Source organism: Agrobacterium sp. El2ro-1b (assembly GCF_048298475.1).
Classification (GTDB): domain Bacteria; phylum Pseudomonadota; class Alphaproteobacteria; order Rhizobiales; family Rhizobiaceae; genus Agrobacterium; species Agrobacterium fabrum.
In genome coordinates this window covers 1092654-1116651 of record NZ_CP103458.1, presented here as the reverse complement: position 1 = coordinate 1116651, position 23998 = coordinate 1092654, and the positions used below count along the sequence as shown (strand labels likewise).

Here is a 23998-nt window from a genome sequence, read left to right as displayed (position 1 = left end):
TTAGAAAAGCGTTAAGAAGCGCTCTTCAGCGACTCCAGCACGTTGAGGGCAGCACGCATGTCAATGAGCCTGACGGCGCGGCGTTCCAGCGCTTCCTCGTCCTCGCCCCATTGCTCGGCGGTCCAGTCCTCGTCCAGATGGGCGAGTGCCCAGGCTTCTTCCAGCGTGAGTTCGCCTTCCGCCAATGCCAACGCCAGAATGGCGGAGCCGGTCAGAGACGTCATGGTGTGCAGCGCGGCGAGCGCAATCGGCGTATCGTATTTCTTCAGCGTCACAGCGAAGGCCGCGATCGCCTCGCGCGGCTGGTCTTGATGCATCACGCCTTCGACGAGGATGAAGCGCGCGCCGAGTACATTGGCAGCCCAGTCCAGAACCGGATCCCAATGGTCCGTCTGCCGTGCAACCAACGCTTCCGGATCGCCGGCGCGATAGCAGAGGAGATCGGATGAAGAAAAACGGAGTATGTCTTCGAAAACCGCCTGCGTGTCGTTGGCGATGCCATCGATGGCGGTATTCACATGCCGCGATACCGGCATGACGACCGGGTTCACCACTTCCTTCTGAGCATCCCATTCGTCGCGGAGCAGTTCGGCCAGCGCCCGCGACGGTGCAACCAGCGGCTTCTTGGCGGGCGTGCGCAGCGGCTTGCCGTCCAGCAGGATGGTAAAGCCGCCCTCTTCCACGTCAGCAACAGTGACATCCTTGTAGAACCGCTTCGGTAGAGGTTTCTGCATCTGGATCTGCGCGCGCAGGATCGGGTCGGGGTGGCTGAGGCCCTCCGAAAGGTCGTTCAGGAGATCACGCATGGCACATCCTCGTCAGTCGGGTAGAAAGGTCATTCGGTAATGTCGGCCGGAACATGGGCCGGAATTTCGCTCGGATGGTTGACCACCGCATCGGCGCCCGCCTTCCAGAGGTCTTCGACCGAGGCATAACCCCAGGCAACGCCGATGGCTTTTGCACCAGCCGCTTTCGCCATCTGCATGTCATAGATCGCGTCACCAATGACGACAGTATCGGCTGGAACCATGCCGGTTTCGTGGCAACATTCCATCACCATGGCCGGGTGCGGCTTGGATGGGCAGTCATCCGCCGTGCGCGAAACGATGAAGTGATCGGCAAGGCCGTGGGTTTCGAGAATATGGGTGAGCCCACGCCGACCCTTGCCGGTGACAGCGCCGATCAGCACGTCATCCCGTTTCGAAAGCGTATCGATCAGCGAGGCGATACCATCGAAAAGCGGCGTCGTCATCTCCTGACGCTCCCGTAGAGGATGATAGACCTCCCTGTAACGCTGCGTCATTGCAAGCGCCTCGTCATCCACATGTGTCTTGCCGAGCATGCGGGCGATGGCGATATCCAGCGTCAGTCCGATGATCGCCTTGGTCTGCGAAATATCAGGCCGTGGTTTTCCAAAATCGGCAAAGGTCTCGGACATGACGGCATGGATCAGGCCGGCGCTGTCCACCAGTGTGCCGTCGCAATCGAAAAGGACGAGTTTCATCTTTTGTCAGTCTTCCCTATCGCCATCGGCCACGTCGAGGCCGAGCAGGTTCCAGGTCTGCACCATATGCGGCGGCAAGGGCGCGCTGACGCGAAGCCGGCCGCCGTTCGGATGCGGTATGTCGATATGGCGGGCATGGAGGTGCAGTCGCTTCTGTACGCCGCCCGGGAAATCCCAGTTCGGATCGTCAATGTAATATTTGGGATCGCCGATAATCGGATGTCCCATATGCAGTGCGTGAACGCGAAGCTGGTGGGTGCGGCCGGTATAGGGTTCCATTTCCAGCCAGGCGAGATTCTGCGCGGCGGTATCGATGACACGGTAGTAGGAAATGGCGTGGTCGGCCCCCTCCTCGCCGTGTTTGGCGATACGCATGCGGTCGCCGTCGGGGGTCTGTTCCTTGACCAGCCAGGTGGAAATCTTGTCCTGATGTTTGCGCGGCACGCCACGAACAAGCGCCCAATAGGTCTTCTTGGTATCGCGCTCGCGGAAAGCGGCCGTCAGCTTCTGCGCGGCACCACGGGTGCGGGCAACCACCAGCACGCCTGACGTATCACGGTCCAGACGGTGCACCAGACGCGGCTTTTCGCCCTTCGGGCTGGTCCATGCTTCCAGAAGACCGTCAATATGACGATTGACGCCGGAACCACCCTGCACGGCAATGCCAGCGGGCTTGTTGAATACGAGGACCTTGTCATCTTCATGCAGCAGCATGCGCGCCAGAAGTTCGCCGTCTGCCGAATGTTTGAGATCCTTCGATCCGATCGGACCGGTCTTGGTCTTCATATCGGAATCGACCGGCGGCACGCGCACCATCTGTCCCGGCTGCACCCGTGCATCCGTCTTCACCCGGCCGCCATCCACACGCACCTGTCCGGAGCGCAACAGCTTCTGCAGCTGCCCGAAACCAAGTCCCGGATAGTGAATCTTGAACCAGCGATCGAGGCGCATACCGGCCTCGTCGGCCTCGACCTTGATATGCTCGATACCTGCCATGAAATTTCCAGTCTTTCTGTCTTGATCGCGCGCTCTGTTCGTCGGCGCGCCGTTTGGTTCAAGCCTTTAGAACAAGTTGCGGCCCAAGGCCAGCCCGGCGAAAACAGCAGCGATGGAAACCACAAGGCTTGCAAGGATGTAAACGGCCGAAAGACCCAGCGCACCACGCTCGAAAAGCGCAACCGCATCCAGCGAAAAGGACGAGAATGTGGTGAACCCGCCAAGCACGCCGGTGACAAGAAACAGACGCATTTCCATGGACGCGTTCAACCGCCGCGCCACAAGTTCGACCATCAGACCGATCAGGAAAGACCCGACGATATTCACCGCGAGCGTTCCCCACGGGAAATTCGCACCCGCCAGCCGCATGCTCCAGACCCCGACCAGATAACGGAATACGGAACCGATTGCGCCGCCTGTGGCGACAAGAGCGATATTGATCATGGAAATGATGTCTCCGGAGTTTGCCGGACCGGGCAGCCCGACGCATTTCTAGACCAAGGAAACCGCTGGCGAAACCCCTTTGCCCGGCGCTTTCATCCATTAAAATACGATTAAATTGCAGCGTCGCGATTTAGCCTTCCAACAAGATGCGGGTGCTAATATTCGGTTTTCAGGGTCGCAAAGATGGCCGGGGGTTGAATGACACAGGTTCTTTCTGTTTCTGCAAATACGGCAGCCTATGCGCTGGAAGCGGTGAAGCCATCGCAGCGCGCTCCGCGCAAAACCGAAATCGAAGACGCTATTCACGAGTTGGCGCGTAAAGCCGAACGCGGTGAGGATTTCCAGCTTCGCGGCATGATGACCGTCATCAAGCCACCGGCCCTGGCGCTTTATTTCCTAACGGTTGCCAGCCAGCGCCAGGAGCAACAGGCAACGCTGGAACAGGCCCAGCAGGCATATGAAGACAATGAAGGAAATAAACTGATTTAATATCATACATTTATAGCAATTTCCGTATCCATTTTATGATATATGTCAGTGTAATTTCACGCGTTCAGGTTGCTGTCAGTTAGATTTCCTAATCCTCCGACATTCACTGGAGGAACCCCATGACATCATTGATCCGCTACGCCACGTTCTTTGCAGCGGTGCTGACAGTCTCTGCGCCGGCTTTTGCTGCCACCACCATCAAAGTGACCGAAGGCGGTGAAGGCGGAGGCCCGATGACGCTTGCCTTGGACCAGACAACGGTCAAGGCTGGCGACGCGGTATTCCAGGTGCATAATGACGCGATGGGCGAACAGCACGAGATGATCCTCGTAAAGTTGAAGTCGGCCGACGAGAAAATTCCTCTCAACACAGCCAAACATCGCGTCGATGAAAAGCAGTTGAAGAGCCTTGGCGAGGTGGCCGACCTCAAGCCTGGTGGAGACGGGCAGCTGAAGGCAAAGCTGACGCCCGGTGCCTATCTCCTCTTCTGCAACATCAAGGGTCACTACGAAGCAGGGATGCAGGCCAGGCTGACCGTTACAAAATAAGAATGGCCGAATAACTGAGGCTGCCGGATTAGTATTGCGCTCCGGCAGCCTCTTTTTATCGTCAGTTGTGCTGATGTTCGCTTTTAGCGTCACCACCCTTGGCTGCACCCGTCGAAAGCACGATCTCGACCTTGCCTGCCTTCTCAAAGACCAGCGTCACAGGAACCTTGTCGCCTTCGGCAAAGGGTTTCTTCACATTGAAGAACATCATGTGCAGGCCGCCGGGCTTCAGCTCCACCGTCTGGCCGGCGGGAATGACGATACCCTCATCCAGCTTGCGCATTTTCATGACGTCATTGACCATGGCCATCTCGTGGATTTCAGCACGGCCAGCGGCGGAGGATTCGATGCCGACCAGCTTGTCGTCGCTGTCGCCGGTGTTCTTGATGGTCACGTAACCGCCGCCAACCGGCTGGCCCGGCAGCATGGCCTTGGTCGCGCCATCGGACACTTCGAGGTTGCCGGCTTTCACGACATCCATATCCATGCTCATGCCGGAATGATCATGCCCGCCCGCATGCGCCTTTGCAGCGACCTTGATGGTCGGAGCGGGGCTTTTCAGCGAATGCGGATCGACGCCGGCGGCTGCGACCTCATCCCAGGAGACCTTGCCCTTGTCGCCGCAAAGCTGCGTCACCTTGAAAGGCAGGTCCTGCCCGACTTCGATGCCGGAGATTTTGCCCTGCACGGCGAAGGTGTCATAGAACTCGTCCGGCAGGTTGCCGCCCTTCCAGCGGACCTCGACAGCCCCACTTGTGATGTCCTTGCCGTGGTTCTTGTAGGTCTTCTGGTAGTCGCCCTTAATGATTTCCAGTTCCCAGCCGGCCTTGGGCTGCGGCTTGGCGGAAATGAAGCCTTCCGGCAGCTTGATCTGCACTTCCGTGGTGGCAAGCCCGCCATCGCAGCCATGCGGCACCTGAAGGGCGGCAACGATGGTGCTGTCCTGTTCGGCCGAACCGTCCACGAATGTGGCGTGAGCAAAAGCCGGCGCGGTCGAAACCGATGCGGCGAAGAGAGTGCAGGTAATGATCTTGGTGGTTTTCATTTGTTTGTCCCTGCGACTGCGCCCCCTGGGGCTCCGCAGCCGCTCCGTGCCGCTGACAGGCGGCAATGATTCCGTAGTGTGAAAAATCAGGCGGATAGAGACGGCGGGCCGCGAGCAGCCGGTTTTTGGATCGTCAGGACGGAGCGGAAGCTCCATTCTGCGGACAGGCGATTGTCGAGCCAGGCGAACTCGGTCTTCAGCCAGCCTTCCGTATCGGGCATCGGCAGAAGAATGGACGATGCCAGCAGGCAGGCCTCGCAGAAGAGGATGGCGTCGCCCGAATGGGCCGGACCTTCCTTGCTGTGGGAGGCATTCGCCCCACCGACGTGGCCGAGGCAAATCTCGGGAAACGTGCCATCCGGCAGCCGGTAGCTCTCATCGAGGACAACCTGCGGGCTAACCGCAAGCGCGGGCTTGTGGGCAAAACCGAGCGACAACATCAAGGTCGCGCAGAAAATGCGAAGCATCTTCTCCATCCCTGTCAGCCGTCGTTTTCGATTTGCATCCATATCCTAGGCGATATCCCGCTTTCCTCCCGATTTCAAAGGGGAATTTTGCCGCAGGCTTTATAGTTGCAAGGGAACGATCGACGCGAAGCGGCATTTTCCTTGCCCAGCCATCGTTTCAAAGGAGGCAGACATGCCAGCCAAATCGAAAGCCCAGCAGAAAGCGGCGGGTGCCGCGCTCGCCGCCAAACGCGGCGAAGTGAAAAAATCCAGTTTACAAGGCGCTTCAAAAAGCATGGAGAAGTCTATGACAGAAAAGGAACTTGATGATTTTGCATCGACAAAACGCAAGGGCCTGCCGGAGAAAAAATCCGACTAGCCGCGCCTCGTCGTTGGAGCCGAATTCCTGTCGCTGAAACAACTTGTGACGTTCGTGAGAACCCCGTCTGCCCACTCTCCATGACGAACGTGGAATGGGTACGCAGACGCGGCCTACGGGACGGCTGAAATGACGATGGCGCAGATGGAGCAAGAATCTGTTCAGATGCGTCATTTGGTCCTTGCCAATAGCGGGGCTTCGAAGATAATGAGCGTCGCATCATCGTTGGGAGAAACCGCTTCACTGCGGTGCCGAAGGAGCAACCGCCCCGGAAACTCTCAGGCAAAAGGACCAGCGGTGACGACGGAACTCTGGAGAGAAGCCACCTTGATCTAAGGACGGCTCGCCGAAGGGATAACAATCTCAGGCGACAAGGACAGAGGGGGCTCTTGAACCGGCGCTTTCGCGCCATGACCTGAGCCCGCGCGATATCTCGCGCAACCCTGGAGGCGTCCTTGGACGATACCGCCGCGCTGAAAACCACGCCGCTGCATTCCCTGCACATATCGCTTGGCGCCCGTATGGTGCCTTTCGCCGGTTACGACATGCCAGTGCAATATCCGGCCGGCGTGCTGAAGGAACATCTTCAGACCCGCACCTCCGCCGGTCTGTTCGACGTGTCCCATATGGGCCAGGTGATCCTGAAGGCGAAATCTGGCGACAACGCCGATGCCGCACGCGCGCTTGAAACGTTGGTGCCGGTTGACATTCTCGGTCTCAAGGAAGGCCGCCAGCGCTACGGTTTCTTCACAGACGACAACGGCTGCATTCTCGACGACCTGATGATCACCAATCGTGGCGATCATCTTTTCGTCGTCGTCAATGCTTCCTGCAAGGATGCCGATGTCGCCCATATGAAGGCGCATCTTTCCGATGCCTGCGAGATCACCCTTCTCGATGACCGCGCCCTGATCGCGCTGCAGGGACCACGCGCCGAAGCGGTGCTGGCAGAACTGTGGGCTGGCGTTTCCGAGATGAAGTTCATGGACGTGCAGGACGTACCGCTGCATGATGTGCCCTGCATCGTTTCCCGTTCCGGCTACTCCGGCGAGGACGGCTTTGAAATTTCGGTGCCGGCAGACAAGGCCGAAGAGATCGCCAAGGCTCTGCTCGAACATCCCGATTGCGAAGCGATCGGACTTGGCGCCCGTGACAGCCTGCGTCTCGAAGCCGGCCTTTGTCTCTATGGCAACGATATCGATACCACGACCTCCCCCATCGAAGCCTCGCTCGAATGGGCGATCCAGAAGGCCCGCCGCGCCGGTGGCGACCGTGAAGGCGGTTTTCCGGGGGCGGAACGCATTCTCGGCGAGCTCAAGGACGGCACATCGCGCCGCCGTGTCGGTCTGAAGCCGGAAGGCAAGGCCCCGGTGCGCGGCCATTCGAAGCTTTTTGCGGATGCCGAAGGCGTGACGGAAATCGGCGAAGTGACCTCCGGCGGTTTCGGCCCCTCGGTCGAAGGCCCCGTCGCCATGGGTTACGTGCCTGTTTCCTACGCAGCTCCCGGCACGGCGATCTTTGCGGAAGTGCGCGGCAAATATTTGCCCGTCACCGTCGCCGCCCTGCCCTTCATCAAGCCCACCTACAAACGCTAATCCTCATTCCATCTCTGGAGAGAACACGATGCTGAAATTTACCGCAGAACACGAATGGCTGAAGTTCGAAGGCGATATCGCCACAGTTGGCATCACCAGCCACGCCGCTGAACAGCTCGGCGATCTCGTTTTTGTCGAGCTGCCGGAAGTGGGCGCAACCTTCGCCAAGGATGGCGATGCTGCGACCGTGGAATCCGTCAAGGCTGCGTCCGACGTCTATTGTCCGCTGGACGGCGAAGTGGTCGAAATCAACCAGGCCATCGTCGACGATCCCTCGCTGGTCAATTCCGACCCGCAGGGTGCCGGCTGGTTCTTCAAGCTGAAGCTTTCCAACGTTGCGGATGCCGATACGCTGCTCGACGAAGCGGCCTACAAGGAGCTGATCGCGTAATGACGACGCCCACGGAATTCCATTTCACCGACTATCAGCCCTATGATTTCGCCAACCGGCGTCACATCGGGCCGTCGCCGTCGGAAATGGCTGACATGCTTAAGGTCGTCGGCTATAAGAGCCTCGACGCCCTGATCGACGCCACCGTTCCCTCCTCCATCCGCCAGAAGGTGCCGCTCACCTGGGGTGCGGCGCTGACCGAACGCGAGGCGCTGGATCGTCTGCGCGAGACGGCCAACAAGAACCAGGTCCTGACCTCGCTGATCGGCCAGGGCTATTACGGCACGATCACGCCGCCGGTCATCCAGCGCAACATTCTGGAAAACCCGGCCTGGTACACGGCTTACACGCCCTACCAGCCGGAAATTTCCCAGGGCCGTCTTGAGGCGCTGCTGAATTACCAGACCATGGTCTGCGATCTGACCGGTCTCGATGTCGCCAATGCGTCGCTGCTGGACGAAGCGACGGCAGCTGCCGAAGCCATGGCGATGTGCCAGCGCGTCGCCAAATCCAAGGCGACCGCCTTCTTCGTCGACGCCAATTGCCATCCGCAGACCATCGCGCTGATCGAGACCCGTGCGGCTCCGCTCGGCTGGAAAGTCATCATCGGCAATCCCTTCACCGATCTCGACCCGGTCGACGTGTTCGGCGCGATCTTCCAATATCCCGGCACCCACGGCCATGTCAGCGATTTCACAGGCCTGATTTCCCGTTTGCACCAGACAGGCGCAATCGCTGCCGTCGCCGCCGATCTTCTGGCGTTGACGCTCTTGAAGTCTCCGGGCGAAATGGGTGCTGACATCGCCATCGGCACCTCGCAACGTTTCGGCGTTCCGGTCGGTTACGGCGGTCCGCATGCTGCTTACATGTCTGTCAAGGACGCACATAAGCGCTCCATGCCCGGCCGTCTGGTCGGCGTCTCGGTCGACGCACGCGGAAACCGCGCCTATCGCCTGTCGTTGCAGACCCGCGAGCAACATATCCGCCGCGAGAAGGCGACGTCGAACATCTGCACCGCGCAGGTGCTGCTCGCCGTCATGGCCTCGATGTATGGCGTCTTCCACGGCCCGCAGGGCATCAAGGCAATTGCCCAGCAGACCCACCAGAAAGCCGTTTTGATGGCCAAGGGTCTGGAAAAGCTCGGCTACACCATCGAGCCGGAAACCTTCTTCGACACGATCACCGTTGAAGTCGGTCATATGCAGGGCGTCATCCTGCGCTCGGCGGTCGCTGAAGGTGTGAACCTGCGCAAGGTTGGCGCCACCAAGATCGGCATGAGCCTTGACGAGCGCACGCGCCCGGCAACGCTTGAAGCTGTCTGGCGTGCGTTCGGCGGCAATTTCTCGATTTCGGATTTCAAGCCGGACTATCGCCTGCCGAAGGACCTGCTGCGGACCAGCCAGTACATGACGCATCCGATCTTCCACATGAACCGTGCCGAAAGCGAGATGACTCGTTACATCCGTCGTCTTTCGGACCGCGATCTGGCGCTCGACCGCTCGATGATCCCGCTCGGTTCATGCACCATGAAGCTCAACGCGACTGCGGAAATGCTGCCGATCACCTGGCCGGAGTTTTCCGACATCCACCCCTTCGTACCGGCCAATCAGGCGCTCGGTTACAAGGAGATGATCGATGATCTCTCGGAAAAACTGTGCTCGGTCACCGGTTACGACGCCTTCTCCATGCAGCCGAATTCCGGCGCGCAGGGCGAATATGCCGGGCTTCTGACGATTCGCAACTACCACCTCGCCAATGGCGGCACCCATCGCGACGTCTGCCTCATCCCCACCTCGGCGCATGGCACCAACCCTGCCTCGGCACAGATGGTCGGCATGAAAGTCGTGCCTGTGAAGGTACGAGACAACGGCGACATCGATATCGATGATTTCCGTGCAAAAGCAGAGCAGTATGCGGAAAATCTCTCGTGCTGCATGATCACATATCCGTCTACCCACGGCGTGTTCGAAGAGACGGTTCGCGAGATCTGCGAGATCACCCATAAGCATGGCGGACAGGTCTATCTCGACGGCGCCAACATGAACGCCATGGTCGGCCTTGCCCGCCCCGGCGATATCGGTTCGGACGTTTCGCACCTCAACCTGCACAAGACCTTCTGCATTCCGCATGGCGGCGGCGGCCCGGGCATGGGCCCGATCGGCGTCAAGTCGCATCTGGCTCCCTACCTTCCCGGCCATCCGACGACGGACGGTCGTGAGGGTGCAGTGTCTGCGGCCCCCTTCGGTTCTCCTTCCATCCTGCCGATTTCCTGGAGCTACTGCCTGATGATGGGCGGCGAAGGGCTGACACAGGCGACCAAGGTGGCGATCCTGAACGCCAACTACATCGCCGAACGGCTGAAGGGCGCTTATGATGTGCTCTACAAGTCCGAGACCGGTCGCGTGGCGCATGAGTGCATCATCGACACACGACCGCTCGCGGATAGCTGCGGCGTGACGGTGGACGATGTTGCAAAGCGCCTGATCGACTGCGGTTTCCACGCGCCGACCATGAGCTGGCCGGTGGCCGGCACGCTGATGATCGAGCCGACGGAATCCGAAACCAAAGCGGAAATCGACCGTTTCTGCGATGCCATGCTGGCGATCCGCGAAGAAGCCCGCGACATCGAGGAAGGCCGTGCGGACAAGAATAACAACCCGCTGAAAAACGCGCCGCACACGGTGGAAGACCTAGTCGGTGAATGGGATCGTCCCTATAGCCGCGAAAAGGGCTGCTTCCCGCCCGGTGCCTTCCGGATCGACAAATACTGGTCGCCCGTCAACCGCATTGACAACGTCTATGGTGACCGCAACCTCATCTGCACCTGCCCGCCGATGGAAGCTTACGCCGAAGCGGCCGAATAAGGCATCGCTGCAAACCAAAATACGAAGGCCCGGAGCGATCCGGGCCTTTTTCATTATGGATAGTTTTGCGACCGCGCAGTCGTCTCTCTCGCACGATTGATCCGCACCGGTTCCATGCTAGACAAGGCGACGCGGTTAGGGGATGAAGTGGGAATGCGTCTGATTTGCCTGAATGGTTGGGGCGGAAAGCTTCATGACAAGCTCGTTCCCTATATTGCCTCATCCGACCCCGATATTTTATGCCTTCAGGAGGTGGTGCACACGCCGGCGGCCACGCAGGACTGGTTGAGCTATCGCGATCATGGCATCGAGCTGCCGCAGCGGGCGAACTTCTTTCGCGATGTCGCCGAGGCCTTGCCGGACCATGTGGCGATATTCTGTCCCGCGGCGCAGGGCGACCTCTGGCAGGGCGAGACACGATATCCTTCCCAATTTGGCCTCGCGACCTTTGTTCGCAAATCCATCGCCATCATAGCGCAGGCGCAGGGTTTCGTGCACGGCGTCTTTTCGGCTGACGGATATGGCGATCATCCGCGATCACGCACAGCCCACGCCATCAGGGTTTTCGATTTTACGACCGGTCAGCCCGTCGTCATTGCCCATATGCATGGGCTGCGCGACCTCGAAGGCAAACATGATATCCCTGCCCGGCTGGAGCAGGCAAAACGTCTTGTGCAACTCGTCAAGAATATTGCGGAGGATGGCGACCGGGTCATCGTCTGTGGCGATTTCAACGTTCTGCCTGATAGCAGGACCTTCGCCGTGTTGAGTGAGCTTGGTCTTGTCGAACTCGTTACGACCCGCGGTTTCACCGACACCCGGACCTCGCATTATGCCAAACCGAACAGATATGCGGATTACCTGCTGGTCAATCCGGCCGTCAAGGTCAGTCACTTCGACGTCGTAAGACAGCCGGAAGTCTCGGATCATTGCCCCTTGCTGCTTGAATTCAGCTGAAGAGCCGGACGCCGCACTGGGGCCGCTTGTCAGCGGACCAGCCGGATGTCGCTCGTCACCACCGTCTTGCCGGTCCTGCCGTCCTTATCGGTGGTGCGCAGCCGCAGGCCGTTGGCTCCAACCTTTTCAATGGTCATGGCGGCAATGCGGTCGCCGTTGATGTCGCGGTTCCATCTGACCGTCAGATTGATTGCGTTCCCCCGCCTTGTGCCGGAAAGCGCGGATGGGCGGCCTGAAGGGCCGGTATACGCACCACTATAGCGTCCGCCCTTCTCCGAGAGATCGGCCGCGATTGCGCGCTTGACCACCAGAAGGCCCCGGCAAGTGCCGGACATGTTGAGCGACGATGCTCCCGCATTGGAATTCAGCGTGCAACTCACGTTGATCGGCGGTGTGCCGATCCGGGTAATCACGGTTCCCTTGCCCGCCCATGTGCCTTTCAGCGACGAGAGGAATGCGCGTTCATCCGCATGTGCTGGCTGCGTGCCGAGCAATCCGGCCGAAAATAAAAGTGCAAAAGCCTTGATCTTCATGGCGAGTATCCGTTTTTTCCACGAAGACTAACTCACCAGTACGGTTAAACGTTCCTCCAGCCAATTCCATAACGATCAAAAATATCCAGAGACCTCTGTTTCTGTCGTGCCAATGCAACCAAATGCGGGCACAGATGTTTCTCGCCAGCCTCGATCGATTTTCCATTCCCTTTTGCATATTTTTCGGAGCATATTTCATGACGACTATCGGCGTTTCGGCACCGCATGGCGGCCTTCCTTCCGGTGGTTTGCCGCGCAGCGGCGGCATCTCAGACCGCACGCTTTTTGCCCTTGCCGCTCTGAATTTTTTTCTCGCCGATGCCCGTGACGGCCTCGGGCCGTTTCTGGATGCATTTCTGGCGACACAGGGCTGGTCTTCGCTCTCGCTGGGCATGATCGCCACGGTCGGAGGCCTCGTCGGCCTGCTTGCGACGCCACTATGCGGGGCGCTGGTGGATGGCACGACGTGGAAGAGGATGCTGATTGCCATCCCCGTCGTTCTCGTGACCATCGGTGCGCTGATCACGCTGATTTTTCCGGATGCGTGGATCGTCTGGACCGGCCAGATCATGACGGCTGTGGTCGGCGCCGTGGTCGGTCCAGCCCTTGCCGGCCTCACACTCGGCCTTGTCGGCGAGCGCCTGTTCTCCAACCAGATTTCACGCAACGAGTTCTGGAACCACGGCGGTAATTTCGCGTCGCTTTTCGCGACTTATGTGGTCGTCACCTTCTTCGGCATGAACGGGATCACCGGCCTGATGCTGCTGACCGCCGCAGGCGCTCTGGTCGCGACGGCGGCCATTGATCCTGCAAGGATAGACCACAAGGTCGCGCGTGGCCTCGCCGAAGACAAGGGAGAGCCCGGGCCATCCGGCATCAACGTATTGCTGCACGAACGCGGCCTGATCTTTCTCGCCATCATCCTGCTCGTCTTCCACTTCGGCAATGCGCCAATGGGCAGGTTGATCGCGCAGGATTTCGCCATAGAACTGCAAACGCCCTTCCGCACCACAGCCATTATCACCGGCGTCGCGCAATTCGCGATGATTTTTGTCGCTGCGATGGCACCCTGGCTGATACGCCGTTTCGGTCTTTCGACGGTGTTTATCGTCGCGCTCGTCGCCCTGCCCATACGCGGTCTTCTCGCCTCGGCCTTTACGGATTTCTGGGTCATCTTTCCGGTACAGTTTCTTGATGGTGTGGGCGCCGGCCTGCTTGGCATCGTTACCCCCGTCGCGGTGGAAAGAATCCTGAAGGGCACCGGCCGTTTTAATGTCGGCCTTGCCAGCGTCATGATGGTTCAGGGCGTCGGCGCATCATTCAGCAATGTCGTTGCGGGCTGGCTGGTGACGAAGGGCGGTTATTCGCTGTCGCATCTTGTCGGCGGCGGCGTCGCGGCGATTGCGATCGGGCTTTTCCTTTTCTATCGCAACGAAATCGCGCCGAAACAGGATGATGAAGGCGCTTCACGATAGCGGCATATTGAAGTGCGCAAACAAAAAGGAGGCCTGACGGCCTCCTGAAATCTTGTGGTCTGTCAGGCATTCAGCCGACGAAAGCGCGTTCGATCACGAACTCGGCCGGCTTGTTGTTGGCGCCTTCGTTCAGGCCGGCCTTTTCAAGCAGTTCCTTGGTGTCCTTCAACATTGCCGAGGAACCGCAGATCATACCGCGATCAATGGCGGGATCGAGTGCCGGCACACCGAGATCGGCAAACAGCTTGCCGTTTTCGATCAGCGTGGTGATGCGGCCCTTGAAGGGATAATCCTCGCGGGTGACCGTCGCATAATGCTTGAGCTTGTCGCCGACGATCTCGTTCAGAAATTCGTGGTTGCGGATTTCTTCGACCAGATCAAAGCCGTATTTCAACTCGGCCACGTCACGGCAGGTGTGGGTGAGGATAACCTCTTCGAACTTCTCATAGGTCTCAGGGTCGCGGATCAGGCTTGCGAAAGGCGCAATGCCGGTGCCGGTCGAGAACATGTAGAGCCGCCTGCCGGGTGTCAGCGCATCCAGAACCAGCGTGCCTGTCGGCTTCTTGCGCATCAGCACGGTATCGCCGGGCTTGATTGCCTGAAGATGCGAGGTCAGCGGGCCATCCGGAACCTTGATCGAGAAGAATTCCAGTTCCTCGTCCCAGGCCGGGCTGGCGATGGAATAAGCGCGATAGATCGGCTTTTCACCGACCATCAGGCCGATCATGGCGAACTCGCCGGAACGGAAACGGAAGCCGGCTGGACGCGTCATGCGGAAACGGAACAGGTGATCCGTATAGTGCTCCACCGACAAAACCGTCTCGGCGTAAACACCATCAGGTATCTTGATCGCGAAATCTTCCGTCTTGGCTGGCGCGTTCATTTCAGGTTCCGTCCATTCATTCGATAAGCGACATTCTTCGACCGGGGAATTATACCATTTTTGTCGCGGTTTGAAGGCATGAGAATATCAATACTGCCATGCGCGCAGAAAATATGCATCGAAAACTCATATTTCCGCACCACGCGTCATTGGGCCGCACGGCGACGCCAACTATAGGCCTCACCACCGGTGGCGGGAAGGGCCGTCGGCTGGTAATAGACCGGGATTTCCGGCAGGCGATTTTCGGACAGACGGCGGATCGCCGTCTCGTTGGTTACCGCAAAACTGGTAAAACCGGTGCGCAGCATCAGCGGTACCTGATCGATCAAAACATCGCCGACCGCCCTCACCTCGCCCGCAAAACCAAGACGGCTGCGCAAGAGCGAAGCGTGGCTGAAACCACGCCCGTCATTGAAGGCCGGGAAGCTCACGGCGACAAGGTCGATACGGTCGAGATAAGGCTCGAGCCTGGTAACGTCGTCCGCCGGCGAAATCAGCACGCCGAGGCCAATATCGTTGCTTTCGGCGGCGCGGACAAGGAAATCGGCAAGTGGAAGCACGGGCTTCTGATCGGCCGTTACCTTCACTTCTTCCGTTTCAATCATCCAGGGATCGTTTTCCACGAAGCCGTCGCGGGTCCAGATTTTCGTCATATCCATTTCCTCAGGCGGCTTCGGCGGCGGAACCGTAGAGCGCATCCTTGAACGGCTGCGGTCCGACGCGGCGATAGGCTTCGAGGAAGGTTTCTTCCTTCGAAAGGCGCAAGCCCAGATAGGTGTCGACGATGGTTTCCACCGCGTCGGTCACTTTTTCCGGCTCGAAACCGCGGCCAATGATTTCACCAATCGAGGTGTTTTCATCACCCGATCCGCCAAGCGTGATCTGGTAGAGTTCCGCACCCTTCTTCTCCACGCCCAGCAGGCCGATATGGCCGACATGGTGGTGGCCGCAGGCATTGATGCAGCCGGAAATCTTGATCTTCAGCTCGCCGATCTCCGCCTGACGCTCCGGGGAACCAAAACGGGTGGAGATTTCCTGCGCCACCGGAATGGAACGGGCATTGGCAAGCGCGCAATAGTCCAGCCCGGGACAGGCAATGATATCGGTGATCAGCCCGGCATTGGCAGTCGCCAGTCCCGCGCCCACGAGCGCACGATAGACAGGCTCGAGATCGGCCAGCGCCACATGCGGCAGGATGATGTTCTGCTCGTGGCTGATGCGGATTTCATCAAAGGCATATTCCGCAGCGATGTCGGCGACGAGTTCCATCTGCTCGTCGGTTGCATCGCCGGGAATGCCACCAATCGGCTTCAGCGAGATCGTCACCATGCCGTAATCGGGATGCTTGTGCGGCGCGACATTCTGCTCGACGAAGCGGGCAAAACCTTCATCCGCACGCTTCCAGCGCGCCAGGCTTTCCCAGCCTTCGGGGCGATCCATCAGCGCCGGCGGGGCGAAATAGGCAGCGATGGCGGCGATATCGGCGTCCGGCAGCTTCAACTCGGTGTTTTTCAGCTCCGCGAATTCAACCTCGACCTGACGGGCCAGTTCTTCCGCACCGGTCTCATGCACGAGGATCTTGATGCGCGCCTTGTATTTGTTATCGCGGCGGCCGTGCAGGTTATAAACGCGCATGACGGCCGTGGTGTAGGACAAGAGATCCTCTTCCGGCAGGAAGTCGCGGATCTTCTTGGCGATCATCGGCGTACGGCCCTGCCCGCCGCCGACATAAACGGCAAAACCGATCTCGCCCTTGTCGTTCTTTTTCAGATGCAGGCCGATATCGTGAACCTGAATGGCGGCGCGGTCGCGCTCGGCACCCGTGACAGCGATCTTGAACTTGCGCGGCAGGAACGAGAACTCGGGATGCACGGAAGACCATTGACGCAGGATTTCCGCATAGGGACGCGGATCGGCGACTTCGTCTGCGGCAGCACCCGCGAAATGATCGGCGGTCACGTTGCGAATGCAGTTACCCGACGTCTGCAGAGCATGCATTTCAACGCTTGCCAGTTCGGAGAGGATATCCGGCGTGTCCGAGAGGCGCGGCCAGTTGTACTGGATGTTCTGGCGGGTGGTGAAATGGCCATAACCCCGGTCATATTTGCGGGCGATATGGGCAAGCATCCGCATCTGTTGCGAATTCAGCGTACCGTAGGGAATGGCGACGCGCAGCATGTAGGCGTGGAGCTGAAGATAGACACCATTCATCAGGCGCAGCGGCTTGAATGCGTCCTCGGCCAACTCGCCCGATAACCGGCGCTCGACCTGATCGCGAAACTGCGCCACGCGGCCTTCAACAAATGCGTGATCGAATTCGTCGTAACGGTACATATTCTTCCTCAGACTGCGATAAATGCTGCATCGGCCGGCTTGTAGCCGGTGGCATAGTGCATCGTCGGGCCGGCGGCGCGGATGCGCTCGCGAAGCCGCGTCGGCCAGAGCTTGCCGTTCTCTTCCACGACATCGACGACATTGACGTCAACGACCTTGTTGGCGGAAAAATCGCGCTTGCCAATTTCCTCGAACGAGGCCACCGCCTCCGCATGGCGAGCGACGATTGCATCCTGCAGATTCTCGGTCCATTCGCCATTGGCGTCAAGCCAGACGGCAATACCGTCGCTCAGGCGATTGGCGGTCAAAACCTTGTCAACCATTCACATACTCCCGTTTGAGGCTCGCCGGCTTGGCTGCAAGCGCAAGCGCCTCGGATCTGTCGAAATTAGCGCCCGCCACCGCATCGCCGATGATGACCATGACCGGGCCGGTCAGTTCATCACGATATTCGAGGTCGGGCAGATCGTTTAATGTGCCGTGCAGCAGGCGGCGATCCGCGCGGCTGGCATTTTCGATGACGGCGACGGTGGTTTCGACGCCAAGTCCCGCATCAATCAGCCGCTTGGCCACCGAAGCGGCAACACTGCGGCCCATATAGACGGCAATGGTGGCCCCGGAGACGGCAAGTCGTGCCCAATCAGGCAGGACGTCGCCCATCAGGTCGTGACCAGTGGTGAAAATCAGCGAAGAGGCGACACCGCGCAGCGTCAGTGGTAATTCGAAATCCGCAGCCGCGGCAAAGGCGGAGGTGATGCCCGGCACGATTTCATAAGCGATGCCGGCCTCGCGCAGCGCTGCCATTTCCTCGCCCGCGCGGCCGTAGACCAGCGGATCACCGGATTTCAGCCGCACAACACGTTTGCCCTCCTGGCCGAGGCGCACCAGTAGGCGATTGATGTCGTTTTGCGACTTGCTGTGGCAGCCCTTGCGCTTGCCGACGGAGAGCCTTTCGGCATCGCGGCGGCCCATATCGACGATCGCCTGCGGCACCAGGGCGTCGTAGACGATCACGTCGGCTTCCATCAACACGCGCTGCGCGCGCAGCGTCAGCAGATCTTCAGCGCCAGGGCCTGCACCGACCAGCCAGACGCGGCCTTCGCTGCGTTCCGGCGATTGCAGCAGGCGATCTGCGGCATGACGGGCGGAAGAGGTATCACCGAGAGCAACGGCATCCGCAACCGCGCCGGAAAAGAACCGGCGCCAGAAATTGCGCCGCAACGCGCCCTTCGGCACGTTCTCCTCGGCCGCATCACGATATTGCACCGCAAGACGTGCGAGCTTGCCGAGCGACGGCGACAGCATCTGGTCGATACGCGCGCGGATCATCTGGGCGAGAACCGGCCCTGCCCCTTCGGTGCCGATGGCAATGGCAACTGGCGCGCGGGCAACGAGTGCAGGCGTGAAGAAGTCGCAGAATTCAGGCTGATCCACCGCATTGGCGGGGATTTTCTTCGTGCGCGCTACAGAGACGATTTCGCGATCCAGCGCTTCATCGCCCGTTGCGGCGAACACCAGGGTGGCGTCGTCAACTAACGGGTTGGCGAAGGCCACAGCACGGTGATCGATATTGTTTTCGCTGATGTAACGCGCAAAATCCGCTTCCGGGTGATCGGCATAGGCAACTATATGCGCGTTGGTATTGGCGAGTAGCCTCACCTTCGCGAAGGCTTCGTCGCCATTTCCGAAAACAGCGACCTGCCGTCCCTCGACCCGGAAGAAAGCGGGGAAGGTCGAAAGGCGATCGCCAGCAGCGGAAAAATCATGTTCGTTGTGCATTGGACATATATCCCGCATTGCGGCGCAAGATTGAAGAAACAGAAATTCAAGCCTTTCCGACACCTGGATTTTTATTTCTCGAACACCCCGGTTTTGGAGGAAAACAAACCGGCAAGGATTTTTCCAGCCTTGGCGGGGCTTTGGAACCCTTCGGAATCCCTTGACAAAGCGGGTGCCCGCGCCGAACAAGGAATGACAATCACCTGTCGATTTTCCCATACGAAGACCGCTTTCCTTAAAGCGGCACGAAGGATCAGACCCTTGACCAGCCAGTCGCTCGCCGCCCGCCTCCTCGATGTTATCGAACACGATATCCTGCCCCTGACGGCTCGCGGCGTCAGCCTCGGCAACAAGGTTTTCGGAGCGGCGATCCTGCGCAAATCGGATCTGTCACTCGTCGTTGCCGAGACCAATAACGAGCTGGAAAATCCGCTCTGGCATGGCGAAGTGCATACGCTGAAGCGATTTTACGAGCTGGGCGAAAAGCCGAATACCAAGGACCTGATTTTCCTCTCCACCCACGAACCCTGCACCATGTGCATGTCCGCCATCACCTGGGCCGGCTTTGATAATTTCTATTCCTTCTTCAGCCACGAGGATTCGCGCGACGCTTTCGCGATCCCGCACGACCTGAAAATCCTCAAGGAAGTTTTCGGGCTGGAGCCAGGCGGATATCGCCGCAGCAACGCCTTCTGGAATTCTTTCTTCGTCGCCGATCTGGTGGAGAGCGAAGACGATCCGTTGAAAACCACGCTGAAGGCCCAGACGGCCCGCATCAAGGCCGCTTATGATGATCTCTCCACCACCTATCAATCATCCAAGAGCCATAACGATATTCCGCTGAATTAAGCATTTCCAGGGAAAACTGCGTAGCGGTTTTCCGTCCGGACAATGCGTAAAATTAAAAACGAAGGTTTAGACACGATGGAAGCCTCGAAGGATATTTCCCGCCTGATCGAGATCATGGAAGCCCTGCGCCAGCCGGAAACCGGCTGCCCCTGGGATGTCGTGCAGACCTTCGAGACGATCAAACCCTATACGATCGAAGAGGCTTACGAGGTTGCCGACGCCATCGAGCGCAAGGATATGGACGATCTTTGCGAGGAACTGGGCGACCTGCTGTTACAGGTGGTTTTCCATGCCCGCATTGCCGAGGAACGGGGTGAGTTCGCCTTTGGCGACGTGGTGCACGCCGTCACCTCGAAGATGATCCGCCGCCATCCGCATGTCTTCGACGTTTCCGATGCCGATACGCCTGACAGCGTCAAGCTGCAATGGGACCAGATCAAGGCCGAGGAGAAGCGTGAAAGGGCAGAACGCCGTGCACGGCGGGGCATCACCGAAGATTTCAAGGCTGGGTTTCTGGGCGGCGTGCAGCGCAGCCAGCCGGCGCTGACGGAGGCTCTCAAGTTGCAGGAACAGGCTGCGCGCGTCGGTTTCGACTGGTCGGACCCTGCTCCCATTCTCGACAAGATCGAGGAGGAAATCGCCGAACTGCGGGAGGCGCTGGCGGAGGGAAAGCCGGAAAAAGTCTCTGACGAACTCGGCGATCTGATCTTTGCGCTGGTCAATATCGGCCGCCACGTTAAAGCCGATCCGGAAGATGCGCTACGTGGCACCAATACGAAATTCCGCAGGCGTTTCAATCACATCGAGACGTCGCTCAGCGACAATGGCGAGACATTGAAAGAGGCGAGCCTCGAGAGGATGGAAGATTTGTGGCAGGCGGCGAAACGGATCGAGCGTTCGCTTGATACGGTTTCGTCCTGACCACTCGGGACATGCATTAAAAGCAGGAGCGCTCAGCGCTTCGAGGATTGTGTGTAGATGCGAAGGCCCTACTCCGTCATGCTCGGGCCTGTCCCGGGCATCTGCTGCCTATCGATTTTGAATACCGTAGCGGATCCTCGGGACAAGCCCGAGGATGACGTCGCATTTGACGGAATTTGTACCTTCAAGAAGCGCTCAGCGTTCCCAGTCTTCCCGCTCGCGACCAGCCGTCTTTCCAAGCTTCCGTTCTAGTTCCACAGCCTGCGCTTCCGACAGGCGCACATCCAGCTCAACCGATCCGTCCTCGTGATCTTCACGATTGTCGACGATGGAATTGCTGTAGACCCAGGAGATCAGCGGCAATTGCTCGACAGAAAGCACCACGGTCGTTTCCGTCAGCACACCGGACAGGCGTTTTGAAATCTCGTCCATCAGGGCGTCGACGCCCTCGCCCGTGACTGCCGAAACGGCGCGGATATCGGAGCGGCCTTCGGCGCGCTGCATGATGGCATCGTGCGCTTCCGGCTCCAGACGGTCGACCTTGTTCCAGACCTCGATGATGCGCTTTTCGGCTTCCTTCTCGTCGATACCGAGATCGCTGAGAATACGCAGCACATCCGCAGACTGGGCGGCATTATCAGGATCGGACATGTCACGCACGTGCAGAACAAGATCGGCTTCCAGCACCTCTTCCAGCGTTGCGCGGAAAGCGGCGACGAGATGCGTCGGCAGATCGGAAATAAAGCCCACGGTATCCGACAGGATGACGGTTCGGCCATGCGGCAGTTTCATGCGGCGCAATGTCGGGTCGAGTGTGGCGAAGAGCATGTCTTCGGCCAGAACACCCGCACCCGTGATGCGGTTGAACAGCGTGGATTTGCCGGCATTGGTGTAGCCAACCAGTGCGACGATCGGATGCGGCACCTTACGGCGCTTGGCACGGTGAAGCTGGCGGGTACGCACCACCTGCTCCAGCTCCTTTTCGAGCTTGACGATGCGATCCTGCAGCAATCGCCTGTCGGCCTCGATCTGGGTTTCACCCGGGCCACCCATGAAGCCCGCACCGCCACGCTGGCGTTCAAGGTGGGTCCAGCTTCTGACGAGGCGGCCCTTCTGGTAGTTGAGATGTGCAAGATCGACCTGCAGCGTGCCTTCCTTGGTGGAAGCACGCCGGCCGAAGATTTCAAGAATCAGGCCGGTTCGGTCGATGACCTTGGCGTTCCACTGTTTTTCGAGATTGCGCTGCTGCACTGGCGTCAGGGGATGGTCAACAATCACCAGACCAGAATCGGTCTCATCCAGAAGATGACCAATTTCCTCGATCTTGCCGGTTCCGAACAGGGTTGCGGGACGCGGCTGGTTGACCGGAACGACGAGCCCCTGGGTCACCTCGAGATCGATGGCAAGCGCCAGACCCTTCGCTTCCTCAAGCTTGGCTTCGACAGAACGGCCGGGAGCAGCCGGGCCTGCTGCCGCGTCACGATTTTCGCGCTGCTGCTTGAGGACGGGTACAAGAACGACCGCGCGCATGTCGTCGCGGCGCTTTTCCTGCTCCGGAATGATCGATTCGTTCGAGGTGTCGCGTGTTGAAATGGGTTCGGCCTTATCCAGAAAGAATGTTACGGCCGACCGCATCCGCGCGGACGGCCATGGAGATTAACCTGACGGGACCGGAAATGTTCCGATTCAGGTCAGTCTCTGTCGAAGATACCGTTAAAGGAGCCTGATCAGGCCGCGCCTTCTTCGCTCTCGAACATCTGCATCGGCTGGCCGGGCATGATGGTGGAGATTGCATGCTTGTAGACCAGTTGCGAGTGACCATCGCGGCGCAGAAGCACGCAGAAATTGTCGAAGGAGGTGACAACGCCCGTCAGCTTGACGCCGTTGATCAGGAAAATCGTGAGCGAAATCTTCTGCTTACGAACGGTATTGAGGAAGAGATCCTGAAGGTTTTGAGAACGTTCCGCCATGGCGCCGCTTCTTTCTTTATTGCCGGCAGGGATACCGGAAAATAATCAATCAATAATAAGCCGGCCGAGTCTTGTCCCCCGCTTGGCCGACCTCAAACTCTGGTATCAAATCATGTTCCGTTCCGCAACGGCGAAAACAGCCAAATGAGTACGAGTATTGACCCGCTTTTTCGATTCGGGACAGTCAAAAATATTGTATCGAAACACGGAAAAGTTGTTCCACGTCCCGCACGGCATCGGCGGAAGCAAACAGCACGACGCGATCCTTCGCCTTGATCTTCGTGCTGCCATCCGGACGGATCACCACACCGTCGCGATAGATCGCTCCAATGCGCACGCCGTCGGGCATATCGATATCACGGAAAGACTGGCCGACCAGCGGCGATGTTTCAAGCGCTTCCGCCTCGATTACCTCAGCCGAACCGCGCTGCACGGCATAGACTGAGCGGATACGACCTTTGCGCACGTGCTGCAGCACGCGGGAGATCGTGACGGCGCGGGGGTTTATATAGGCATCGAGCCCGAGCGAGCGGGCGACATCATGGAAGGAGGTACTGTTCAGCAGCGCCAGGTTCGATTTGCAGCCGAGTTGTTTGGCGATGACGGCGGCCAGAATATTGGTCTGGTCGTTATTGGTGAGCGTGACGATCAGGTCGGCATCCTGGATATCCGCCTGCATCAGAATTTTCTGGTCGAGGGCCGAGCCATGCATGACGATGGTGTGGCTCAGCTGTTCGGATGCGGCGATCGCCCTGTCGCGATCGGCCTCGATGATCTTCACCCGCGTTTTCGACTGCATTTCCTCGATTTTATGCGCGACGAAATGGCCGATATTGCCGGCGCCCGCAATGACGATGCGCTGCGCCTCCTGCTCTTCATGGCCAAAGAGGCTCAAGGTGCGGCGTGCATGCTGGCGTTGACAGATGACATAGGCGAGGTCGCCCACGCGCAATTGCTCCGAGGAATGCGCCACTTTGAGAATGCCGTCACGATAGACACCCACCACCGTGGCGATGAGGTCCGGAAACAGGTTGGAGAGCTGCAGCAGCGGCGTATTGATGACTGGGCAATCTTCCATGCATTCGATGGCCAGCATGTAGATCGTATCTTCGGCAAAGCGCACCACATCGGTAGCACCCGGAAAGGCGATGCGCCGCAGCACCATCTTGCCGACTTCGACTTCCGGGGAAATCGTGACATCGATGGACATGTTTTCGCGGCTGAAGAGATCGGCATATTCCGGCTTCAGATAGCTCTGGTCGCGGATACGGGCAATCTTGGTCGGTACGCTGAAAAGCGCATGCGCCACTTCGCAGGCGACGATATTGATCTCGTCGTGCAATGTCACCGCGATGATCATGTCGGCCTGATCCGCACCGGCTTTGGCCAACATGTCCGGATGGGCGCCGTGGCCGACATAACCGCGCACATCCAGCGTCTCGGTAATGGCGGTAATCAGCGGCGCGGCCGTATCGATGACCGATACTTCGTTATCCTCCCGCGACAATTGTTCGGCGATGCCGTAACCCACCTGCCCTGCGCCGCAAATGATGACTTTCATGCTGTCTCTCTGACGGAATAATCGGTTGCGACGAG

At 58.9% G+C, this 23998-nt stretch carries 26 protein-coding genes and 1 riboswitch; of the genes, 11 read left to right on the top strand and 15 right to left on the bottom strand.

Annotation, left to right across the window (positions count from 1 at the left end; genetic code table 11):
* Positions 1 to 11 precede the first annotated feature (11 nt).
* The 4 genes from NYR50_RS05525 to crcB all read right to left on the bottom strand — a co-directional run bounded on the left by NYR50_RS05525 (position 12) and on the right by crcB (position 2944).
* Positions 12 to 806, bottom strand: coding sequence for an ATP12 family chaperone protein (locus tag NYR50_RS05525; RefSeq protein ID WP_174008393.1), 795 nt, complete (start codon positions 804 to 806; stop codon positions 12 to 14).
* A gap of 29 nt (positions 807 to 835) precedes the next feature.
* Positions 836 to 1504: an HAD family hydrolase gene (locus NYR50_RS05520; protein ID WP_174008392.1), complete on the bottom strand. Its 669-nt coding sequence runs from the start codon at positions 1502 to 1504 to the stop codon at positions 836 to 838.
* Between the two features lie 6 nt (positions 1505 to 1510).
* Positions 1511 to 2500: an RluA family pseudouridine synthase gene (locus tag NYR50_RS05515; protein ID WP_010971647.1), complete on the bottom strand. Its 990-nt coding sequence runs from the start codon at positions 2498 to 2500 to the stop codon at positions 1511 to 1513.
* Positions 2501 to 2566: 66 nt separating this feature from the next.
* A complete protein-coding gene (crcB, locus tag NYR50_RS05510) occupies positions 2567 to 2944 on the bottom strand; it encodes a fluoride efflux transporter CrcB (RefSeq protein WP_418137022.1) in 378 nt (125 codons plus the stop codon).
* Between the two features lie 198 nt (positions 2945 to 3142).
* Between crcB and NYR50_RS05505 the strand changes: the two genes are divergently transcribed.
* On the top strand, positions 3143 to 3433 hold the full coding sequence (locus tag NYR50_RS05505) for a hypothetical protein (protein ID WP_418137021.1): 291 nt from the start codon (positions 3143 to 3145) through the stop codon (positions 3431 to 3433).
* A 119-nt stretch (positions 3434 to 3552) separates the two neighbouring features.
* A complete protein-coding gene (locus NYR50_RS05500; protein ID WP_418137020.1) occupies positions 3553 to 3981 on the top strand; it encodes a plastocyanin/azurin family copper-binding protein in 429 nt (142 codons plus the stop codon).
* 61 nt (positions 3982 to 4042) lie between these two features.
* Here the strand turns inward: NYR50_RS05500 and NYR50_RS05495 are convergent, their stop codons facing one another.
* Together NYR50_RS05495 and NYR50_RS05490 are read right to left on the bottom strand one after the other, a co-directional pair.
* Positions 4043 to 5026 carry a copper chaperone PCu(A)C gene (locus tag NYR50_RS05495; protein WP_418137019.1) on the bottom strand — a complete coding sequence of 328 codons (984 nt, stop codon included), beginning with the start codon at positions 5024 to 5026 and terminating at the stop codon, positions 4043 to 4045.
* A gap of 86 nt (positions 5027 to 5112) precedes the next feature.
* Positions 5113 to 5493 (bottom strand): hypothetical protein, encoded by a 381-nt coding sequence (locus tag NYR50_RS05490; protein WP_418137018.1) that lies wholly within the window; start codon positions 5491 to 5493, stop codon positions 5113 to 5115.
* A gap of 172 nt (positions 5494 to 5665) precedes the next feature.
* Between NYR50_RS05490 and NYR50_RS05485 the strand changes: the two genes are divergently transcribed.
* The 5 genes from NYR50_RS05485 to NYR50_RS05465 all read left to right on the top strand — a co-directional run bounded on the left by NYR50_RS05485 (position 5666) and on the right by NYR50_RS05465 (position 11658).
* Positions 5666 to 5851, top strand: coding sequence for a DUF3008 family protein (locus NYR50_RS05485; RefSeq protein ID WP_418137017.1), 186 nt, complete (start codon positions 5666 to 5668; stop codon positions 5849 to 5851).
* A gap of 216 nt (positions 5852 to 6067) precedes the next feature.
* A riboswitch (glycine riboswitch) is annotated at positions 6068 to 6155 on the top strand.
* Between the two features lie 151 nt (positions 6156 to 6306).
* On the top strand, positions 6307 to 7446 hold the full coding sequence (gcvT, locus tag NYR50_RS05480) for a glycine cleavage system aminomethyltransferase GcvT (RefSeq protein ID WP_418137015.1): 1140 nt from the start codon (positions 6307 to 6309) through the stop codon (positions 7444 to 7446).
* A 28-nt stretch (positions 7447 to 7474) separates the two neighbouring features.
* Positions 7475 to 7837 (top strand): glycine cleavage system protein GcvH, encoded by a 363-nt coding sequence (gene gcvH, locus NYR50_RS05475; protein WP_006315335.1) that lies wholly within the window; start codon positions 7475 to 7477, stop codon positions 7835 to 7837.
* The gene (gene gcvP / locus NYR50_RS05470) at positions 7837 to 10701 is read left to right on the top strand and encodes an aminomethyl-transferring glycine dehydrogenase (protein ID WP_418137014.1); all 2865 of its coding nucleotides are present in this window, start codon (positions 7837 to 7839) and stop codon (positions 10699 to 10701) included. Before gcvH ends, gcvP begins: the two co-directional genes overlap by 1 nt.
* Before the next feature lie 153 nt (positions 10702 to 10854).
* Positions 10855 to 11658 (top strand): endonuclease/exonuclease/phosphatase family protein, encoded by an 804-nt coding sequence (locus tag NYR50_RS05465; RefSeq protein WP_418137013.1) that lies wholly within the window; start codon positions 10855 to 10857, stop codon positions 11656 to 11658.
* Between the two features lie 29 nt (positions 11659 to 11687).
* On the opposite strand, the gene NYR50_RS05460 is transcribed toward NYR50_RS05465, so the two are convergent.
* Positions 11688 to 12191: a hypothetical protein gene (locus NYR50_RS05460; RefSeq protein WP_418137012.1), complete on the bottom strand. Its 504-nt coding sequence runs from the start codon at positions 12189 to 12191 to the stop codon at positions 11688 to 11690.
* A 134-nt stretch (positions 12192 to 12325) separates the two neighbouring features.
* On the opposite strand from NYR50_RS05460, the gene NYR50_RS05455 reads away from it, so the two are divergent.
* Positions 12326 to 13666, top strand: coding sequence for an MFS transporter (locus NYR50_RS05455; RefSeq protein ID WP_418137011.1), 1341 nt, complete (start codon positions 12326 to 12328; stop codon positions 13664 to 13666).
* Between the two features lie 70 nt (positions 13667 to 13736).
* Here the strand turns inward: NYR50_RS05455 and NYR50_RS05450 are convergent, their stop codons facing one another.
* From NYR50_RS05450 to cysG, 5 genes are all read right to left on the bottom strand, one after another.
* Entirely contained in the window at positions 13737 to 14549 is an 813-nt protein-coding gene (locus tag NYR50_RS05450) for a ferredoxin--NADP reductase (RefSeq protein ID WP_080808967.1), read from the bottom strand.
* Positions 14550 to 14695: 146 nt separating this feature from the next.
* A complete protein-coding gene (locus NYR50_RS05445) occupies positions 14696 to 15202 on the bottom strand; it encodes a DUF934 domain-containing protein (RefSeq protein ID WP_418137010.1) in 507 nt (168 codons plus the stop codon).
* 10 nt (positions 15203 to 15212) lie between these two features.
* Complete coding sequence (locus tag NYR50_RS05440) at positions 15213 to 16883, bottom strand: nitrite/sulfite reductase (protein WP_418137009.1); 1671 nt, start codon at positions 16881 to 16883, stop codon at positions 15213 to 15215.
* A gap of 8 nt (positions 16884 to 16891) precedes the next feature.
* The gene (locus NYR50_RS05435) at positions 16892 to 17206 is read right to left on the bottom strand and encodes a DUF2849 domain-containing protein (protein ID WP_006315350.1); all 315 of its coding nucleotides are present in this window, start codon (positions 17204 to 17206) and stop codon (positions 16892 to 16894) included.
* Positions 17199 to 18662, bottom strand: coding sequence for a siroheme synthase CysG (gene cysG, locus NYR50_RS05430; RefSeq protein WP_092769093.1), 1464 nt, complete (start codon positions 18660 to 18662; stop codon positions 17199 to 17201). The genes NYR50_RS05435 and cysG overlap by 8 nt, the downstream gene beginning before the upstream one ends.
* A gap of 17 nt (positions 18663 to 18679) precedes the next feature.
* Between cysG and NYR50_RS05425 the strand changes: the two genes are divergently transcribed.
* The 3 genes from NYR50_RS05425 (at position 18680) to mazG (ending at position 20432) form a co-directional block, all read left to right on the top strand.
* On the top strand, positions 18680 to 18826 hold the full coding sequence (locus NYR50_RS05425; protein ID WP_167304298.1) for a hypothetical protein: 147 nt from the start codon (positions 18680 to 18682) through the stop codon (positions 18824 to 18826).
* A 97-nt stretch (positions 18827 to 18923) separates the two neighbouring features.
* Positions 18924 to 19511 carry a deaminase gene (locus NYR50_RS05420; protein ID WP_092770356.1) on the top strand — a complete coding sequence of 196 codons (588 nt, stop codon included), beginning with the start codon at positions 18924 to 18926 and terminating at the stop codon, positions 19509 to 19511.
* 75 nt (positions 19512 to 19586) lie between these two features.
* On the top strand, positions 19587 to 20432 hold the full coding sequence (mazG, locus tag NYR50_RS05415; RefSeq protein ID WP_092770358.1) for a nucleoside triphosphate pyrophosphohydrolase: 846 nt from the start codon (positions 19587 to 19589) through the stop codon (positions 20430 to 20432).
* A 195-nt stretch (positions 20433 to 20627) separates the two neighbouring features.
* Here mazG and hflX read toward each other — a convergent pair whose 3' ends face one another.
* From hflX to trkA, 3 genes are all read right to left on the bottom strand, one after another.
* Positions 20628 to 22067: a GTPase HflX gene (gene hflX, locus NYR50_RS05410; RefSeq protein WP_418137008.1), complete on the bottom strand. Its 1440-nt coding sequence runs from the start codon at positions 22065 to 22067 to the stop codon at positions 20628 to 20630.
* A gap of 92 nt (positions 22068 to 22159) precedes the next feature.
* The gene (gene hfq, locus NYR50_RS05405) at positions 22160 to 22402 is read right to left on the bottom strand and encodes an RNA chaperone Hfq (RefSeq protein WP_003496145.1); all 243 of its coding nucleotides are present in this window, start codon (positions 22400 to 22402) and stop codon (positions 22160 to 22162) included.
* 184 nt (positions 22403 to 22586) lie between these two features.
* Entirely contained in the window at positions 22587 to 23963 is a 1377-nt protein-coding gene (gene trkA / locus NYR50_RS05400) for a Trk system potassium transporter TrkA (RefSeq protein ID WP_006315355.1), read from the bottom strand.
* Positions 23964 to 23998: the final 35 nt, after the last annotated feature.

Bases quoted from the DNA above. Each gene is read 5' to 3' on its own strand.
- NYR50_RS05525 (WP_174008393.1), bottom strand. From the start codon at position 806: ATGCGTGATCTCCTGAACGACCTTTCGGAGGGCCTCAGCCACCCCGAC.
- NYR50_RS05520 (WP_174008392.1), bottom strand. From the start codon at position 1,504: ATGAAACTCGTCCTTTTCGATTGCGACGGCACACTGGTGGACAGCGCC.
- NYR50_RS05515 (WP_010971647.1), bottom strand. From the start codon at position 2,500: ATGGCAGGTATCGAGCATATCAAGGTCGAGGCCGACGAGGCCGGTATG.
- crcB (WP_418137022.1), bottom strand. From the start codon at position 2,944: ATGATCAATATCGCTCTTGTCGCCACAGGCGGCGCAATCGGTTCCGTA.
- NYR50_RS05505 (WP_418137021.1), top strand. From the start codon at position 3,143: ATGACACAGGTTCTTTCTGTTTCTGCAAATACGGCAGCCTATGCGCTG.
- NYR50_RS05500 (WP_418137020.1), top strand. From the start codon at position 3,553: ATGACATCATTGATCCGCTACGCCACGTTCTTTGCAGCGGTGCTGACA.
- NYR50_RS05495 (WP_418137019.1), bottom strand. From the start codon at position 5,026: ATGAAAACCACCAAGATCATTACCTGCACTCTCTTCGCCGCATCGGTT.
- NYR50_RS05490 (WP_418137018.1), bottom strand. From the start codon at position 5,493: ATGCTTCGCATTTTCTGCGCGACCTTGATGTTGTCGCTCGGTTTTGCC.
- NYR50_RS05485 (WP_418137017.1), top strand. From the start codon at position 5,666: ATGCCAGCCAAATCGAAAGCCCAGCAGAAAGCGGCGGGTGCCGCGCTC.
- gcvH (WP_006315335.1), top strand. From the start codon at position 7,475: ATGCTGAAATTTACCGCAGAACACGAATGGCTGAAGTTCGAAGGCGAT.
- gcvP (WP_418137014.1), top strand. From the start codon at position 7,837: ATGACGACGCCCACGGAATTCCATTTCACCGACTATCAGCCCTATGAT.
- NYR50_RS05465 (WP_418137013.1), top strand. From the start codon at position 10,855: ATGCGTCTGATTTGCCTGAATGGTTGGGGCGGAAAGCTTCATGACAAG.
- NYR50_RS05460 (WP_418137012.1), bottom strand. From the start codon at position 12,191: ATGAAGATCAAGGCTTTTGCACTTTTATTTTCGGCCGGATTGCTCGGC.
- NYR50_RS05455 (WP_418137011.1), top strand. From the start codon at position 12,326: ATGTTTCTCGCCAGCCTCGATCGATTTTCCATTCCCTTTTGCATATTT.
- NYR50_RS05450 (WP_080808967.1), bottom strand. From the start codon at position 14,549: ATGAACGCGCCAGCCAAGACGGAAGATTTCGCGATCAAGATACCTGAT.
- NYR50_RS05445 (WP_418137010.1), bottom strand. From the start codon at position 15,202: ATGACGAAAATCTGGACCCGCGACGGCTTCGTGGAAAACGATCCCTGG.
- NYR50_RS05440 (WP_418137009.1), bottom strand. From the start codon at position 16,883: ATGTACCGTTACGACGAATTCGATCACGCATTTGTTGAAGGCCGCGTG.
- NYR50_RS05435 (WP_006315350.1), bottom strand. From the start codon at position 17,206: ATGGTTGACAAGGTTTTGACCGCCAATCGCCTGAGCGACGGTATTGCC.
- cysG (WP_092769093.1), bottom strand. From the start codon at position 18,662: ATGCACAACGAACATGATTTTTCCGCTGCTGGCGATCGCCTTTCGACC.
- mazG (WP_092770358.1), top strand. From the start codon at position 19,587: ATGGAAGCCTCGAAGGATATTTCCCGCCTGATCGAGATCATGGAAGCC.
- hflX (WP_418137008.1), bottom strand. From the start codon at position 22,067: ATGCGGTCGGCCGTAACATTCTTTCTGGATAAGGCCGAACCCATTTCA.
- hfq (WP_003496145.1), bottom strand. From the start codon at position 22,402: ATGGCGGAACGTTCTCAAAACCTTCAGGATCTCTTCCTCAATACCGTT.
- trkA (WP_006315355.1), bottom strand. From the start codon at position 23,963: ATGAAAGTCATCATTTGCGGCGCAGGGCAGGTGGGTTACGGCATCGCC.